This is a genomic window from Celeribacter sp., assembly GCF_048270365.1.
In the GTDB taxonomy this organism is placed as follows: Bacteria; Pseudomonadota; Alphaproteobacteria; order Rhodobacterales; family Rhodobacteraceae; genus Celeribacter.
Genome location: NZ_JBLWTA010000004.1, coordinates 95,752 through 110,335, shown reverse-complemented (window position 1 = coordinate 110,335; position 14,584 = coordinate 95,752). Strand labels below are relative to the sequence as shown.

Below are 14,584 nucleotides of genomic sequence, written 5' to 3'. Positions count from 1 at the left end.
TCATGTCTGTTTGGAGAACTAGGTAACTCCGCCTTAACGGCGTTTCCATATTTTTTCCGACCTTAACCCGAAATCAATGGCTCTGCGTTGTAAGGACGGGGTCAAGCTGATAACCAGCGCCCAAGTTAACCATGTTATGCAGGAGCCACGATCCATGGCCACCGACTATATCGTCAAAGACATCTCTCTCGCGGATTTTGGGCGCAAGGAGCTTGATATCGCGGAAACGGAAATGCCGGGGCTCATGGCGCTCCGCGAAGAATATGGCGCCAGCAAACCGCTTAAAGGCGCGCGTATCGTCGGCTCTTTGCACATGACGATCCAGACCGCTGTTCTGATCGAGACGCTGGTCGATCTGGGCGCCGATGTGCGCTGGGCGTCGTGCAATATCTTCTCGACCCAGGATCACGCAGCGGCGGCGATTGCGGCGGCGGGCATTCCGGTCTTTGCCGTGAAGGGCCAAAGCCTTGAAGAACATTGGGATTATCTCGATAAATCCTTCCAGTTCGCCGATGGTCCGAACATGATCCTCGACGACGGTGGCGATGCGACGCTCTATATCCTGCTTGGCGCGCGGGCCGAAGCCGGCGAGGACGTGATCGCCGTGCCGACCTCTGACGAGGAGGTGGTGATCAAGGCGCAGATCAAGAAACGTATGGCGGAAACCCCCGGTTGGTTCACCAAGATGCGCGATCAGATCAAAGGCGTCTCCGAGGAAACCACCACCGGCGTGCATCGTCTCTACGATCTGGTGAAAAAGGGTCAACTGCCCTTCCCTGCGATTAACGTGAACGACTCGGTGACCAAGTCGAAATTCGACAACAAATATGGCTGTAAAGAATCGCTCGTCGACGGCATCCGTCGTGCAACCGACGTGATGATGGCGGGCAAAGTGGCTGTCGTCTGCGGGTATGGCGATGTGGGCAAGGGCTCGGCGGCGTCCCTGCGGGGCGCTGGCGCGCGTGTGAAAGTGACCGAAGCAGACCCGATCTGTGCGCTTCAGGCGGCGATGGATGGCTTTGAGGTTGTGCTTTTGGAAGAGGTCGCGGGTGACGCGGACATTTTCATCACCACGACCGGCAACAAGGACGTGATCCGCATCGAGCATATGCGCGCGATGAAGGATATGGCCATCGTCGGCAACATCGGCCACTTCGACAATGAAATTCAGGTCGCGGCGCTCAAGAACCACAAATGGACCAACATCAAGGACCAAGTGGATATGATCGAAATGCCCTCGGGCAGCCGGATCATCCTCTTGTCCGAAGGGCGTTTGTTGAACCTCGGCAATGCGACAGGTCACCCGTCTTTCGTGATGTCCGCCTCGTTCACCAATCAGGTTTTGGCTCAAATGGAGCTTTGGACCAATGGCGAAAACTACCAGAACGACGTCTACATTCTGCCGAAGCACCTCGACGAAAAAGTGGCGCGCCTGCATCTGGGTCGTATCGGCGTCAAGCTGACGACGCTGAGCAAGGAACAGGCCGACTACATCGGTGTGTCGGTCGAAGGTCCTTTCAAGCCGGAGCACTACCGCTACTAAGGTGCTGGCCTGAGATGCGTTCCAAGAAACCATATGAGACGCCACCCGCAGGATTGTGGGTGGCGCTTGTTTTTTTGCTTTTGGGCGGCATTGCCTATATCGGCTGGCAGATTTTGACCCAGCCAAACTCGCCTTTGCCGCGCGGCTGGAATCCGCTTGTGCCGCTGCATGTTCATGACGATGTGACGCCGTTCACGAAGATGAAACTTGTCCGTGCCGAACGCTCGCTGGACAGCTGCCTTGCTGCGCTGGACGGCGCGGCAAGTATCGTGGCGATGGCTCCCCTCGAGGCCGCAGGAGGTTGCGGGATCGAGGATCGTGTGACGCTCTCAAGCGTGGGTGAAAGTCGGATTGATCCGTTGCAAACCAGCTGCGCCATTGCGCTGCGCACTGCGATGTGGGAGCGCCATGGTTTGCAACCCGCTGCCGAAGAAATCTTTGGCACGTCCATCAGCGTTCTGCGCCAGATCGGCAGTTACAATTGTCGCCCTATCCGAACGCCTAACGGCACTTCCTCTCGCCTGAGCACGCATGCGACAGGCGAGGCCATCGACATTACGGGGTTTGATCTGTCGGACGGAACGCGGATGCGCTTGATTTCCGATTGGAACGGGGATGCGCAGAAAGCGGCCTTTCTGCGCGCGGCGCGGGAGAGTGCCTGCACATGGTTCGCGACAACGCTTTCGCCGGAGTACAACAGCTTGCACGCAGATCATTTCCACCTGCAGTCCCGCGGCTGGGGCGCCTGTCGTTAAAACGTTTTGATCAGAGAAATACAAAACGCTTTGGTTGCGGTGAGAATTGGTTCAAATTTGTCCTTTCTTCACTCCGGATATGCCACTACCGTTCCCTCAGGCCACAATTGGGCCAAATTATGATGTTGTTAAAGGACAAGGTTGGAGACTGCGAATGGGAAAACGTGACGAGCTTATCGCTAAATATGCCGAGGATCTGAAAACCAAATGCGGCATGGAGCCGGATATGGATTTGTTGACCAAAGTGACCATCGGTTGCGGTCCGGCCATCTACAACGACGATGCCTCCACGGTGGCTGCCTCTCAAGAGAGCGAGCTTGAAACCGTCAAGACCAACTTCCTCATCAAGAAACTCGGTCTCGCCGATGGCCCTGAGTTGATGGATGCGATCAAATCCGCGATCGACACCTATGGCCAGTCCGAGCGCAACAAATACCGCGCCGTGTTCTACTATCTTCTGGTCAAGCACTTCGGCAAAGAAGCTGTCTACAGCTAAGATGTTCTGAAAACGTCTTGAATTGCCAAGCCGCCTCGCAAATCGGGGCGGCTTTTCTCATGTCGGGTGCCATGTGTTAAGCGGAGGTTTCAAAAACACTTCCAACCCGAATTACTTCGGATTTGCAGGGAATCGAGAAAACCCCTAGGTTGAACTTACCGGCTAGGATGGCCTGGACCCTTTTAAATTCGAACACGTGTGGTGCTAGGGAGCACGTGGGGTGGTGGAGGGTTCCGGGGGGTCGGAACCCTCCTTTTATTTTCAAGACGCTAAAATCAGGACGGATCGGTGTCGCCGAGCTCGCAGATGATCTTCCATTCCTCGTCTGTGACGGGCTGAACCGACAGGCGGCTGTTGTTCACCAAGACCATATCTTTGAGGCGCGGGTCTTCCTTACACATGGCAAGCGTCACCGGTTTCGTGAACGGGCGCACCGCCTTGATGTCCACGCATTCCCAACGCGGGTCATCGGCCTTGCTGTCGGGATGCGCCTCGGCACAGATCTCGACGATACCAACGATCTCGGTTTCCTTGCGCGAATGGTAGAAAAAGCCGCGCTCGCCCAGCTTCATCGCCCGCATGTTGTTGCGGGCCTGATAGTTGCGCACGCCGTCCCATTCCTCGCCAACGTCGCCTTTTGCGACCTGTTGATCCCAGGACCACACTTCAGCTTCGGATTTGAAAAGCCAGTAGCTCATCCGCCAATCACCCGATTCCAGGCCTCGATGCGGACATCTGCAAAGAGCCCGGCCTTCGCGTAAGGGTCATTCGCAGCCCAATCCTGTGCGGCGGCCATATCTTCGACCTCGATGATGACCAAAGAGCCAGACATTTCGCCTGCGTCATTGAGGAACGGACCAGCTTGCTCGACCACGCCACAGCTCTTGAGGTATTCGACATGGTCCGGCCGCGTATCGAGGCGAATTTGGAGAGCGCCGGGTTTGTCGGTACAGATAACTGCGAATTTCATAGGTTATTCCCTTTTCAATGGGCGGGAGAGCAACATCTCCACCGCTTCGGATATGGACACAGTCCCGTTTATAATCTGCGTGACCGCGCTTGTAATCGGCATATCAACACCGAGCGTTTGCGACAAATGCACAACGGCTTTTGCGGTCGCAACGCCTTCGACGGTGACGGATGGATCGATCTGCGCCCCCTGCCCGAGTTTCAGCCCATGCGAATAGTTGCGGGATTTCGCGGAGGTGCAGGTCAGAACCAGATCGCCAAATCCCGAAAGGCCTGAAAGCGTCGTAGGATCGGCGCCAAGTTTGAACGCGAGCCGCTGCATCTCGGCAAAGCCGCGGGTCATGAGGGCTGCGCGCGCGCTTTCGCCAAACCCGGCGCCGATGGCGAGGCCACAGGCGATGGCGATGACATTCTTGAGCGCGCCGCCAAACTCGACCCCCAAAGGATCGAGGCTCGAGTAGAGACGAATATTGTCGGTGCTCAGGCGCGATTGCAGCTCTTTGACGTGCGTGTTGTCGCGCGCGGCCAGCGTCAAAGCGGTGGGTAAGCCGTCGGCGATATCGACGGCGAATGATGGTCCTGACAGAATGGCGACTGTCGCGCTGGGCACGGTGTCTTCGAGCACGGCAAGAGGTCCGCGATCCGAGGAAAGATCGACACCTTTACAGCAGGTAACAAGCGTTTTGTGCTGGAATAGGGTCTTATTTTCCTCTGCAAAGCGCGCAAGCTGTTGCATGGGTACGGCGAGCAAAAGGATCGGGGCCTTGGTGGCTTGGGGGAGATCGGAGGTGACGTGCAGGCTCTCTGGAAATGGTTTTCCCGGCAGTCGCCCTGTGTTTTCGCGGCGCTTTTGCATCTCTGATGCGGCGCCTTCAGAGCGTGCCCAAAGGTGAATGTCGCGTCCCGTTCGGGCCAGGGAGATGGCCAGAGCGGTTCCAAAAGCACCGGCGCCAAGGACCGAAATCTCACTCACGACCTGTCTCTCCCCACGGTTATTTCAAAGCCTGCGCGCGATGAACCGCGCAGAACACGGGCGGGACATGTTGTTCAACCCATGTTTGGGAGGTATCACCGTGAGAGGAGCCAGACAATCCCGAGACCGATTTTGACCTCACCCGTTCTGATCACACGCCCGAAAGAGGATGCGAAACGCCTCGCGCTGGCGCTTGAGGCTTTGGGCCCTGATGTGCGCTGCATTCTCGCGCCCGTTATGGAGATCGTCGCGCTGCCGTTCGAATGTGCGGATCGGAATTTTGATCATCTTGTGCTTACATCTCGCCACGCTGTGTCAGCCGCGGCCCCCTTTCGAGGTATGCCGACCTATTGCGTGGGAAAAGCCACGCGAGAGGCGGCGATGGCACAGGGGCACGACGTTCGAGACGTCTTTTCCAACGCAGATGAACTGGTCGCAAACCTGTCGGGTCATGGCGTTGGGCATGTACTCCATTTGCGCGGGCGCCATACGCGAGGCGAGATCGCAAAACGGCTGAGTTTAGCTGGATTAGAGACATATTCTTGTGTTGTATATGAGCAAAACCCACGACAATGGAGTGCGCCGGAGCGGCAGGCCATTCAGGCAGAGATGTCCCTCATCGTACCTCTGTATTCGCCGAGATCGGCATCGCTTACCGCAAAGCTGCTTGAGGATTTCAGAGGCGATTTGACCCTGATCGGCCTGTCACAGGCCTGTCTTGACGCATGGGATGGCCCACATCCCAAGATAAGCCTCTGCGTGGATCATCCCGATGGGGAAGCCATGCAGCACGCCATTGCGTCGCAGTTGCGGGGATCACCGCTTGAGAGGGGCGGTCACAGGGTCTAGGCTCTGAAGATAAATGGAAGAATAGGTTCTGGATTCGAAAGGTGGATCACGTGTCAGGTGATAAGAAAACCCAGCAGGAAACTGTGAGTGACAAAACGGAACTCCCGCAGGATCAGGATGCTGTGACGGCCGACGTTGCGGAGAATACGCCCGACGAAAAAGCAGAAGACACTATCATCGAGGAAACCGAGACCACCGAGGAGGTGGAGGATATTCCGCAGGAGCCCAGTGAGGAGGCTGAAGCGGCAGAGATTTACACTGTTGATGAGGTGTCAGAAGACAAGCCGGAGGAAACCCCTGAGGTCACACCCCCTGCCCCTGTTACCAAGGTCGTGAAACGCGGCGGCTTTGTGCCTATGGTTTTGGGCGGGGTTGTCTGCGCCGCACTTGGCTATGCCGGCGCGCAGTTTCTCAAGCCGGAGGGCTGGCCTTTCCCCGGCGCAAATACCGAAGAGCTGACACAACAGATCACAGCTCTCGAAGGACAAATCCAAGCCCTGGAGACGGCGGCGACGCAACGCGCAGAGGCGCAACAAGCCGCGCTGGCCGATCTGGAAACCGAGATCGCGGCACAAGATAACAGTGCTCAATACGACGCGCTCGCAGAGCAGCTTGCGACATTCGAAGAGCGGATGACCCAGATCGAGGCCCGCCCCGTGGCAGAGGCCATCGTCTCCCCCGAAGCCACCGCAGCCTACGAGCGGCAGTTGGCGCAGATGCAAGATCTGCTCAATAGCGAGATTTCCCGATTGGAAGAGGCGAAAGAGCAATCCATCGCCGAAGAAACCGCTGCGCGGATTTCCACCGCAAAGGCCCGGCTTCAAACGCTGGTCGATGCAGGCGAGCCTTTCGATCAGGTTCTGGCCGAGATGAACACCGATGTCCCCGAAGTTTTGCAGCAGGCGGCAGCGGAGGGCATCCCAAGCGTGACATCTCTGCAGGAGGGCTACTCCGAGGCGGCGCGAGACGCTTTGGTGGTCTCTTCGCGGGCGGCCTATGACGCGGGGGAACAAAGCTGGTTCCAAACTGCGCTGCAAACTCAAATCGGATTGCGATCCACCAAACCGAAAGAGGGCGACGACGCGGATGCGATCCTGTCGCGTGCTGAACAGGACGTGCGCGATGGCCTCTTTGCCAAGGCAATCACCACGCTTGAGGCCCTGCCCGAGGAAGGCAAGGCCGAGATGCAGGGGTGGGTTGCAAACGCTCAAAAACGGGTGGATTTGATGACGGCCCTTGATGAATTTCTCGGTCAGTAAGAAAGGCGAAAAAATATGCTCTGGTCCCTAGTGAAAATTGTTGTTTTCGTCATTCTCGTCGCGGCGTTGGCCTATGGCGGCACGGTTTTGATGGAAACCGAAGGCGGCGCGCAGATCGCCTTTGGCAGCTACGAAATCACCCTGACCCCGCTCAAGGCGGTACTGGCCCTGATCGCGCTGATCGTCGCGATTTATGTGGCGCTGAAACTGCTTGGCCTTTTGGTTGCCGTCGCGCGGTTCTTGCTTGGCGATGAAACCGCGATCTCCCGCTATTTTGACCGCAACCGCGAGAAAAAGGGGATCGAGGTGGTGACGGACGGCATGATGGCGCTGGCCTCTGGCGATGGTCGTCTGGCGCTGGCCAAAGCGGCTAAGGCGGAGAAATATCTTCAGAAACCTGAGCTGACGAACCTTTTGAAGGCGCAGGCCGCGGTCATGAATGGCGATAAACTGACGGCTGAACGGGCCTTCAAACAATTGGTGACCGACGAACGCACCCGGTTTGTGGGCGTTCAAGGCATCATGAAGCAAAAGCTCGACGAGGGCGATACGGACACGGCGCTTAAACTGGCCGAGAAAGCCTTTGCTCTAAAGCCGAAACATGTCGAGACGCAGGATATTCTCCTCCGTCTTCAGGCCGAAAAAGGCGATTGGGTGGCGGCACGCAGTACACTTTCGGCCAAGCTCAAACATGGCGCCATTCCGCGCGATGTGCACAAACGCCGCGACGCAGTTCTGGCTCTGTCGCAGGCGAAAGGCGTGTTCGAGAAAGGCGCCAGCATCGAGTCCCGAGAGGCGGCGATTGAAGCCAACAAAAAGTCCCCGGATTTGATCCCGGCGGCGGTGATGGCCTCCGACGAATATGTCGCGGAAGGCAAACAACGTCAGGCCGCGCGCGTGATCAAGAAGGCCTGGGAGGCTCAGCCCCACCCGGACCTTGCGGCCGCTTTCGCGCGGATCGAACCGAAGGAAACGCCGGAGCAACGCATCAAACGTTTCGGGGCTCTGACCAAGGTGCATCCGGAAAACCCGGAAAGCCAAATGCTCGCCGCCGAGCTTTATATCGCCGCCGAAGATTTCCCGGCGGCACGTCGGGCGCTGGGCGATCTGGCGGAGATGAACCCGACGGCACGCAGCCTCACGATTTTGGCCGCGATTGAGCGTGGCGAAGGCGCCGAGGATGTCGTGGTGCGTGGCTGGCTGACACGGGCGCTGACGGCGCCGCGCGGCCCGCAATGGGTCTGTGACAATTGCCAGACCATCCATGCGGAATGGGCGCCTGTCTGTGATCAATGCGGTGGCTTTGACACGCTGAGCTGGCGTAAACCGACTCACTCCGAGGTGGCTATGCCCGCAGGCACGGAAATGTTGCCGATGATCGTCGGCGCGATGCCGGAACCCGTGGTTGAGCCCGATGATTCCGATGAGGATGAGGTGGAAGAAACTGCCACAATGTTCGATGTGACCCCTGCAGAGGAAAAGGAAACGGAAAAGGGTGCAAATTAGGGCTACACACCTCTGAAAGAGGGTGATAAAGACCCGTTCACGCCGAAAGCGCGCTTTCGGCAAAGGTGCCGGTGTAGCTCAGCTGGTAGAGCACGTCATTCGTAATGATGGGGTCGTAGGTTCGAGTCCTATCACCGGCACCATTTTAAATTGGCCTACTGTGCGGATCGCGATTTGAGGCCAGTTTCGGTTCGTGAATTCTCCTCTCATCTGCACCGCGATATTTCCGTAAAGGTCGCATTGTTGCCCAATGTGGTATTTGGCGCTCAGAGCCTGCGTATGAGAATACGTTTGCGGTTGTTCCCGCTTGGCGAAAATATCTTTTCAATTTTAGAAGTTAAGCTGGTGTTTATCCCTGACTGCTATCCCTGATTTCGGGTGAATAATGAGGTGGTGGTATGAGCGGCAAAGGCAACGCTCCGATTATCATCAAGAAAAAGAAAGTCATTGCAGGTGGCGGCCACCATGGCGGCGCTTGGAAAGTGGCCTATGCCGACTTCGTGACCGCGATGATGGCCTTCTTTCTCTTGATGTGGTTGTTGAATGCGACGACGGAAAAACAGCGCAAAGGGCTTGCGGATTACTTCAATCCGACCATCCCGGTGAACCGCATTTCTGGCGGCGGAGATGGGTCTTTCGGTGGGGATTCCGTGTTTACCGAGGAAACTCTGTCACAAAACGGGACAGGGGCGTCGAACACGCACAGTGCCAGCGACAGCGGTGCGGCGAAATCCGAAAATACGGAAGATGAGGACACTGCGGAGGCTCTTGAGGCCAAGGCTTTTGCAGAGGTACAGGAGCTTTTGACGGCATTCAGTGGCGAAAGCATGGCCGCAGATGAGGCGATGCGTCATATCGTGACCCGTGTGACGGATGAAGGTTTGATCATCGAGCTGCACGATCTGGAAGATGAGCCGCTGTTCTCCTCGAAATCCTCAGAGCCGTCCGAAGTGATGACGCTCTTGGTCGAGATGCTCTCCGAGGTTTTCAAAATTGTACGCAATGACATTGCAGTCACGGGCTATGTTCGCTCCCAACCTCTTGTTGTTGCGGATAATCCGGTCTGGGATCTGTCTACCAAACGGGCCGATCAGGTGCGGCTCTTGTTGGAGCGGAACGGGACACCGACCGCACGGATTCAGCGAGTGACGGGCTATGCGGATCGTAAACCTGCCGTTGGTAATCCGATGGCGGCGCGCAACAACCGCGTGGAGATCGTCTTGCTGAGAAAACAGATAAAGAAATAGATCGCATTTTAAGCGTTAGGGAGCCGTTAAGCCTCATTGTGCATGCTGAGATCAGTTTTTGGGTCTCAGCAGCAGAAAGGCGCTACCCCTATGTCGATTTCTTCCTCTCTCAATGCCGGTGTTGCCGGCCTTGCCGCAAACGCCACGCGGCTTGCTACGATTTCCGATAACATCGCCAACTCCGGGACATACGGCTACAAACGTGCCTCCACGGATTTCGAATCCTTCGTGATCTCGAACTCTGCAAACACGGGCACCTATACCGCAGGCGGCGTGCGTGCGAGTACGACTCGGATGATCGATGAACAGGGCCCGCTGATTTCGACATCGAACGCGACCGATATTGCGGTGGCAGATGGTGGTTTCCTTCCGGTGACCACCGAAGTGTCGCTGGATGGCAATATGGGGGATCAGCCCCTGATGATGACCACCACCGGATCGTTTCATACGGACGCGGATGGCATTTTGAAGACCTCTTCCGGCCTTGTTTTGCTGGGTTGGCCGGCTGAGGCAGATGGTTCCATCGCCACCTATGCCCGCGATACGATGACCGGGCTTGAACCCGTGGTCATCAATTCAAACCAGACCGCTGGTGACCCGACCACCAAGATTAACCTTGGTGTAAACCTGCCCGCAGAGGGTGCGACCACCGCATTGCCGGCTTCTGTTGAATATTTCGGCAACCTCGGTACGTCCGAGGCGCTGGATATCACTTTTACCCCTGATCTTGTTACGCCCAACAGCTGGACCATGACGATCACCGATACTGCTTCCGGCGGTGCCATTATTGGCGAATATGATCTCGTGTTCGATGATACGCGCGGCGCTGGCGGTACGCTTTCGACCGTGACGCCGACCGTCAACAACCCCGTGAGCGCAACCTATGATTCTGGGGCGGGCACTCTGGCTCTGACCGTCGCGGGTGGCCCGATTGAAATGACCATCGGCAAACCGGGCGACACCAATGGTCTCACCCAGCTGTCTGACGGGTTTGCGCCCACGTCGATCACCAAAGACGGTTCGCCCGTTGGTAACCTGACTTCGGTAGAGATCGACGACGGCGGCTATATCACGGCAACCTACGATACCGGCTTTACCCGCGTGATCTATCAAATCCCGCTGGTGGACGTTCCGAATCCCAATGGCCTGACCTCTCTGGGCAACCAAACCTATCAGGTGTCGCCGGATTCGGGCTCCTTCTTCCTGTGGGATGCGGGGGACGGTCCGACAGGAACGATCGAAGGCTTTGCGCGTGAAGGCTCTGCCACGGATGTGGCGGCCGAACTGACGGATCTGATCCAAACCCAACGAGCTTATTCGTCGAATGCGAAGGTTATCCAGACGGTCGATGAGATGCTGCAGGAGACGACGAATATCAAACGATAAGGCTTTGGTAACAGAATAGGAGGTTAGACATGAGTATCTCTTCGGCCCTTTCAAATGCCTTGAGTGGCCTGAATGCTGTGTCGCGCGCGGCGGATGTCGTGTCCTCCAACGTCGCCAACGCCATGACGGAAGGCTATGGCAAGAGGGAAATCGAGTTAACGTCCCAGCAGTTGGGTAGATATGGCTCCGGCGTTTCAGTCGTCGGGGTCACCCGTTATCATGATCCTGTCGTCACGGGCGAGCGTCGTTATGCGGGTGCAGAGGCGGCACTTGAAAATACCCGGGCGGAGTTCTACGACTCCTACGCCGCAGCCATGGGCCAGGCCGATGAAAAGGACTCCATCGCCGGCCGGATCACCGGCCTTGAAACGGCTTTGATCGAAGCCGCCAGCCGCCCGGATTCCGAGGCTCGGCTGGCGACTGTTCTGGATGCGGCCAGCGATTTGGCAACGCAAATCAACGATGCCTCCGACAGCATCATGGACACCCGTATGGCTGCGGATAAGGAAATCGCAAAGACCGTCGATTTCCTGAATTCCGCGCTGCAACAGGTTGTCGATCTCAATGTCGCGATCCAGAAACAGGTCACTCAGGGCTACGATGCCAATGGTCTCATGGATCAACGTCAAACCTTGGTGGATCAAATCTCTGAATTCATTCCCGTGAATGAAGTCGAAAAAGACAACGGGATGATTTCGCTTTACACCAACGGCGGTGCCTTTCTCGTCGATTCCAAAGCGGCAACACTTGGATTCACACAGACGCCGATCATCACACCCGATATGACTGTTTCCGGCGGTGCTTTGTCAGGCTTGACGATCAACGGTCTCGACATGCCGACGAATACGGAAAAAGGCCCCATTGCGGGGGGCAAACTCGCAGGCTTGTTCGAAATTCGTGATGTTTTGGCACCTCAGGCCCAAACAGAGCTGGACGCTCTCGCGCGTGATCTGATCGAACGTTTCCAAACCCCTGATGCGGATTCCACTCTGGCGATCGGCGATGCGGGTCTCTTCACCGATGGCGGTGTGGCCTTTGATGTTTTGAACGAAGAGGGCTTGGCTGGGCGCATTTCTGTAAATGCGTTGGTTGACCCGGATCAGGGCGGCGACCTGTGGAAACTGCGTGACGGGCTTGGTGCCGTGGCAGAGGGCGATCAGGGGGATGCATCCATCCTGAATTCTCTGGCCAATGCGCTGCAAAAATCTCGTGTCGCGTCTTCGGGTGGCTTGACCGGTATTGAGCGTTCGGCGCTGGGATTTGCGGCGGACATGTATTCGCTCGCGGAAACCAACCAACTCAACGCGGCGGCGGATCTGACCTATGCCTCAGCCCGCCGCGACTCGCTTGAAGCTATTGAAATGGAAAATGGCGTGGACACAGATCAGGAGATGCAGCGGCTCCTCGTGATCGAGCAAACCTATGCCGCGAATGCCAAGGTGATCTCGACGATTGAGGCGCTCATGGATCAGTTGATGGGGATTTGACGATGAGCACGATTTCTTTCGGTGATATGGCATCGACACTCCGGAACATGCGGTTCACCACGCAAACCAAGCAAGATCTCGACCGGTATAATTACGAGGTCGCCAGCGGTGAAAAGCAAGACCTGTCTGCGGCAGTCTCTGGTGATTTTTCACCCCTGGCATCCATTGAACGCGCGCTCCGAACTCTGGGCTCCTATGACATTGCGATCCAGGAGGCGGACCTGTTCGCGACCGCGCTGCAATCCAGCTTTGGGTCGATTTCTTCGCATGTTGAAGACCTCTCTTCCAGCCTGCTGACCGCCTCGACAAACGCTGATGCAACCAGTGTTTCAGTCGCTGCAAAAGACGCGCGAACACGGTTTGATGCGGTCGTATCCACTTTGAATGCCCGGATCGGAGATCGGTCGCTTTTGAGCGGAGCGGCAACAGGAAAAACGGCACTCATCACTGCCGATGACATGATGAGTGAACTGATGACGGCGGTTGCCGGCGCCTTGACCGCGGCTGACGTGGAAACCATTGTCGATGATTGGTTCATGTCCGGTGGTGGCGGTTATGAGACCACCGCTTATCAAGGCTCTGCGAATTCTTTGTCGCCATTTTCGCTCGGCGAGAATGAAAAGGTCAAACTGGATATCACTGCCGAAGACATGTCCATCCGTGAAACGCTCAAAGGCTTGGCTTTGGCCTCTCTTGTCGATGAAGGCGTTTTTGACGGTGAGGTCGGGACGCAAGCATCTCTGTTGCGCAGCGCAGGCGAGACCCTCATGGGCGCTCAGGCCGGTTTGGCCGACCTTCAGGCGCAGGTCGGCTCGATTGAAGCGCGTATCGAAGAGGCAAACCTGTCCAACAAGGCCATGACCTATTCCTATGAAACGGCGAAGTCAGCAATCATTTCGGCAGACCCCTATGAGGCTGCCTCCATGCTCACGCAAACCGAAACCCAACTCCAACTCATTTACACGCTGACCGCGCGTATGTCCCAACTCAGCCTTGCGGATTACATCTGATGTTCAAATTGTTCTCTTCTCTCTTCTTCGCGCTTTTGCTGGCTCTTCCCGCCGCAGCCAACCCCATTCGGATCAAGGATCTCGTTGAATTCGATGGGGTACGTGGCAACGATCTGGTCGGATATGGCCTTGTGGTCGGTTTGAACGGAACGGGTGACGGCATCCGAAATGCGCCATTCACCGAAGAAATCATGTCCAGCATTCTGGAACGCCTCGGCGTGAATGTGACGGGAGAGCAGTTTCGACCCAAAAACGTCGCTGCCGTCTTTGTCACCGCGACCCTGCCGCCGTTTTCTCGGACAGGGGGCAAAATTGATGTCACGGTTTCGGCGATTGGGGATGCAAAAAGTCTTTTGGGGGGCACGCTGATCATGACGCCACTCAATGCACCGGATGGTCAGATTTACGCCGTTGCCCAAGGCACCGTTATTGCCGGTGGCGCCTCTGCCGAGGGAGCTGGTGCTTCTGTGGTGCAAGGCGTGCCGACCTCTGGCGTTATTCCTTCTGGTGCACGTGTTGAGCGTGAAATCGATTTTGATTTCACGCAGCTCAAATCTGTGCGCTTGGCGCTTCGCAACCCCGACTTTACGACGGCAGAGCGGATCGAAGATGCGATCAATCAGGATTTCGGCCGTGTGGTCTCTCGTATGCTCGACGCAGGTACGGTGGTTTTGGATATCAAGGCGACCAAAGAACTGTCCCCTGCGCATGCTCTGGGACGCGTGGAAAACATTTCTGTGCAGCCGGAGCGTAAAGCGCGTGTTGTGGTGGATCAGAGATCCGGCACGATCGTGATGGGGGAAGATGTGCGAATTTCCCGTGTGGCCGTTAGTCAAGGCAACCTGACCCTGCGTATCCAAGAAGAGCCGCTTGTGGTGCAGCCCAATCCTTTCTCCGACGGTGGGACGGTGGTCGTCCCCAGAACGCAGGCCTCTATTCAAGAAGAGCCCGGCATCGGGTTGGCGGAAATTAATGAGGGCACCTCTCTGTCCGAGGTGATCGCAGGCCTGAACGCGCTGGGCGTGTCGCCGCGCGATATGATTGATATTCTGAAAAGCATTAAGGCGGCCGGAGCCCTGCATGCCGAGTTCCTGGTGCGGTAAT

At 56.8% G+C, this 14,584-nt stretch carries 14 protein-coding genes and 1 tRNA gene; 12 read left to right on the top strand and 3 right to left on the bottom strand.

What is annotated here, in order from left to right; translation table 11 throughout:
• The first annotated feature begins 154 nt into the window (after nucleotides 1–154).
• From ahcY to ACN0X0_RS07070, 3 genes are all read left to right on the top strand, one after another.
• The gene (gene ahcY, locus ACN0X0_RS07080; RefSeq protein WP_417262448.1) at nucleotides 155–1,543 is read left to right on the top strand and encodes an adenosylhomocysteinase; all 1,389 of its coding nucleotides are present in this window, start codon (nucleotides 155–157) and stop codon (nucleotides 1,541–1,543) included.
• A 59-nt stretch (nucleotides 1,544–1,602) separates the two neighbouring features.
• Complete coding sequence (locus tag ACN0X0_RS07075; RefSeq protein ID WP_417278581.1) at nucleotides 1,603–2,298, top strand: extensin family protein; 696 nt, start codon at nucleotides 1,603–1,605, stop codon at nucleotides 2,296–2,298.
• A gap of 154 nt (nucleotides 2,299–2,452) precedes the next feature.
• Nucleotides 2,453–2,794: a DUF2853 family protein gene (locus tag ACN0X0_RS07070; protein ID WP_226551609.1), complete on the top strand. Its 342-nt coding sequence runs from the start codon at nucleotides 2,453–2,455 to the stop codon at nucleotides 2,792–2,794.
• Nucleotides 2,795–3,069: 275 nt separating this feature from the next.
• Here ACN0X0_RS07070 and ACN0X0_RS07065 read toward each other — a convergent pair whose 3' ends face one another.
• Genes ACN0X0_RS07065 through ACN0X0_RS07055 form a run of 3 tightly spaced genes read right to left on the bottom strand, consistent with a single transcriptional unit; the run spans nucleotide 3,070 to nucleotide 4,736 of the window.
• Nucleotides 3,070–3,492 (bottom strand): EVE domain-containing protein, encoded by a 423-nt coding sequence (locus ACN0X0_RS07065; RefSeq protein WP_417262450.1) that lies wholly within the window; start codon nucleotides 3,490–3,492, stop codon nucleotides 3,070–3,072.
• Entirely contained in the window at nucleotides 3,489–3,764 is a 276-nt protein-coding gene (locus ACN0X0_RS07060) for a YciI family protein (RefSeq protein ID WP_226551606.1), read from the bottom strand. The genes ACN0X0_RS07065 and ACN0X0_RS07060 overlap by 4 nt, the downstream gene beginning before the upstream one ends.
• A gap of 3 nt (nucleotides 3,765–3,767) precedes the next feature.
• On the bottom strand, nucleotides 3,768–4,736 hold the full coding sequence (locus tag ACN0X0_RS07055) for an NAD(P)H-dependent glycerol-3-phosphate dehydrogenase (protein ID WP_417278580.1): 969 nt from the start codon (nucleotides 4,734–4,736) through the stop codon (nucleotides 3,768–3,770).
• Nucleotides 4,737–4,817: 81 nt separating this feature from the next.
• Between ACN0X0_RS07055 and ACN0X0_RS07050 the strand changes: the two genes are divergently transcribed.
• From ACN0X0_RS07050 to ACN0X0_RS07010, 9 genes are all read left to right on the top strand, one after another.
• Entirely contained in the window at nucleotides 4,818–5,585 is a 768-nt protein-coding gene (locus ACN0X0_RS07050) for a uroporphyrinogen-III synthase (RefSeq protein WP_417278579.1), read from the top strand.
• An 83-nt stretch (nucleotides 5,586–5,668) separates the two neighbouring features.
• Entirely contained in the window at nucleotides 5,669–6,844 is a 1,176-nt protein-coding gene (locus ACN0X0_RS07045) for a hypothetical protein (protein WP_417278578.1), read from the top strand.
• Nucleotides 6,845–6,859: 15 nt separating this feature from the next.
• On the top strand, nucleotides 6,860–8,350 hold the full coding sequence (locus ACN0X0_RS07040) for a heme biosynthesis protein HemY (RefSeq protein WP_417278577.1): 1,491 nt from the start codon (nucleotides 6,860–6,862) through the stop codon (nucleotides 8,348–8,350).
• A gap of 67 nt (nucleotides 8,351–8,417) precedes the next feature.
• A tRNA-Thr gene (locus ACN0X0_RS07035) sits at nucleotides 8,418–8,493 on the top strand.
• A gap of 255 nt (nucleotides 8,494–8,748) precedes the next feature.
• Nucleotides 8,749–9,597, top strand: a complete 849-nt coding sequence (locus ACN0X0_RS07030; protein ID WP_417278576.1) for an OmpA/MotB family protein — start codon at nucleotides 8,749–8,751, stop codon at nucleotides 9,595–9,597.
• Between the two features lie 90 nt (nucleotides 9,598–9,687).
• Nucleotides 9,688–10,983, top strand: a complete 1,296-nt coding sequence (locus ACN0X0_RS07025) for a flagellar hook protein FlgE (RefSeq protein ID WP_417262459.1) — start codon at nucleotides 9,688–9,690, stop codon at nucleotides 10,981–10,983.
• Nucleotides 10,984–11,012: 29 nt separating this feature from the next.
• The gene (gene flgK, locus ACN0X0_RS07020) at nucleotides 11,013–12,470 is read left to right on the top strand and encodes a flagellar hook-associated protein FlgK (RefSeq protein ID WP_417262460.1); all 1,458 of its coding nucleotides are present in this window, start codon (nucleotides 11,013–11,015) and stop codon (nucleotides 12,468–12,470) included.
• A 2-nt stretch (nucleotides 12,471–12,472) separates the two neighbouring features.
• The gene (locus ACN0X0_RS07015) at nucleotides 12,473–13,480 is read left to right on the top strand and encodes a flagellin (RefSeq protein WP_417262461.1); all 1,008 of its coding nucleotides are present in this window, start codon (nucleotides 12,473–12,475) and stop codon (nucleotides 13,478–13,480) included.
• The gene (locus tag ACN0X0_RS07010) at nucleotides 13,480–14,583 is read left to right on the top strand and encodes a flagellar basal body P-ring protein FlgI (RefSeq protein ID WP_417262462.1); all 1,104 of its coding nucleotides are present in this window, start codon (nucleotides 13,480–13,482) and stop codon (nucleotides 14,581–14,583) included. The genes ACN0X0_RS07015 and ACN0X0_RS07010 overlap by 1 nt, the downstream gene beginning before the upstream one ends.
• Nucleotide 14,584 lies beyond the last annotated feature (1 nt).

Coding starts and splice junctions, on each gene's coding strand:
- ahcY (WP_417262448.1), top strand. CDS start 155: ATGGCCACCGACTATATCGTCAAAGACATCTCTCTCGCGGATTTTGGG.
- ACN0X0_RS07070 (WP_226551609.1), top strand. CDS start 2,453: ATGGGAAAACGTGACGAGCTTATCGCTAAATATGCCGAGGATCTGAAA.
- ACN0X0_RS07065 (WP_417262450.1), bottom strand. CDS start 3,492: ATGAGCTACTGGCTTTTCAAATCCGAAGCTGAAGTGTGGTCCTGGGAT.
- ACN0X0_RS07060 (WP_226551606.1), bottom strand. CDS start 3,764: ATGAAATTCGCAGTTATCTGTACCGACAAACCCGGCGCTCTCCAAATT.
- ACN0X0_RS07050 (WP_417278579.1), top strand. CDS start 4,818: ATGTTTGGGAGGTATCACCGTGAGAGGAGCCAGACAATCCCGAGACCG.
- ACN0X0_RS07040 (WP_417278577.1), top strand. CDS start 6,860: ATGCTCTGGTCCCTAGTGAAAATTGTTGTTTTCGTCATTCTCGTCGCG.
- ACN0X0_RS07030 (WP_417278576.1), top strand. CDS start 8,749: ATGAGCGGCAAAGGCAACGCTCCGATTATCATCAAGAAAAAGAAAGTC.
- ACN0X0_RS07025 (WP_417262459.1), top strand. CDS start 9,688: ATGTCGATTTCTTCCTCTCTCAATGCCGGTGTTGCCGGCCTTGCCGCA.
- flgK (WP_417262460.1), top strand. CDS start 11,013: ATGAGTATCTCTTCGGCCCTTTCAAATGCCTTGAGTGGCCTGAATGCT.
- ACN0X0_RS07015 (WP_417262461.1), top strand. CDS start 12,473: ATGAGCACGATTTCTTTCGGTGATATGGCATCGACACTCCGGAACATG.
- ACN0X0_RS07010 (WP_417262462.1), top strand. CDS start 13,480: ATGTTCAAATTGTTCTCTTCTCTCTTCTTCGCGCTTTTGCTGGCTCTT.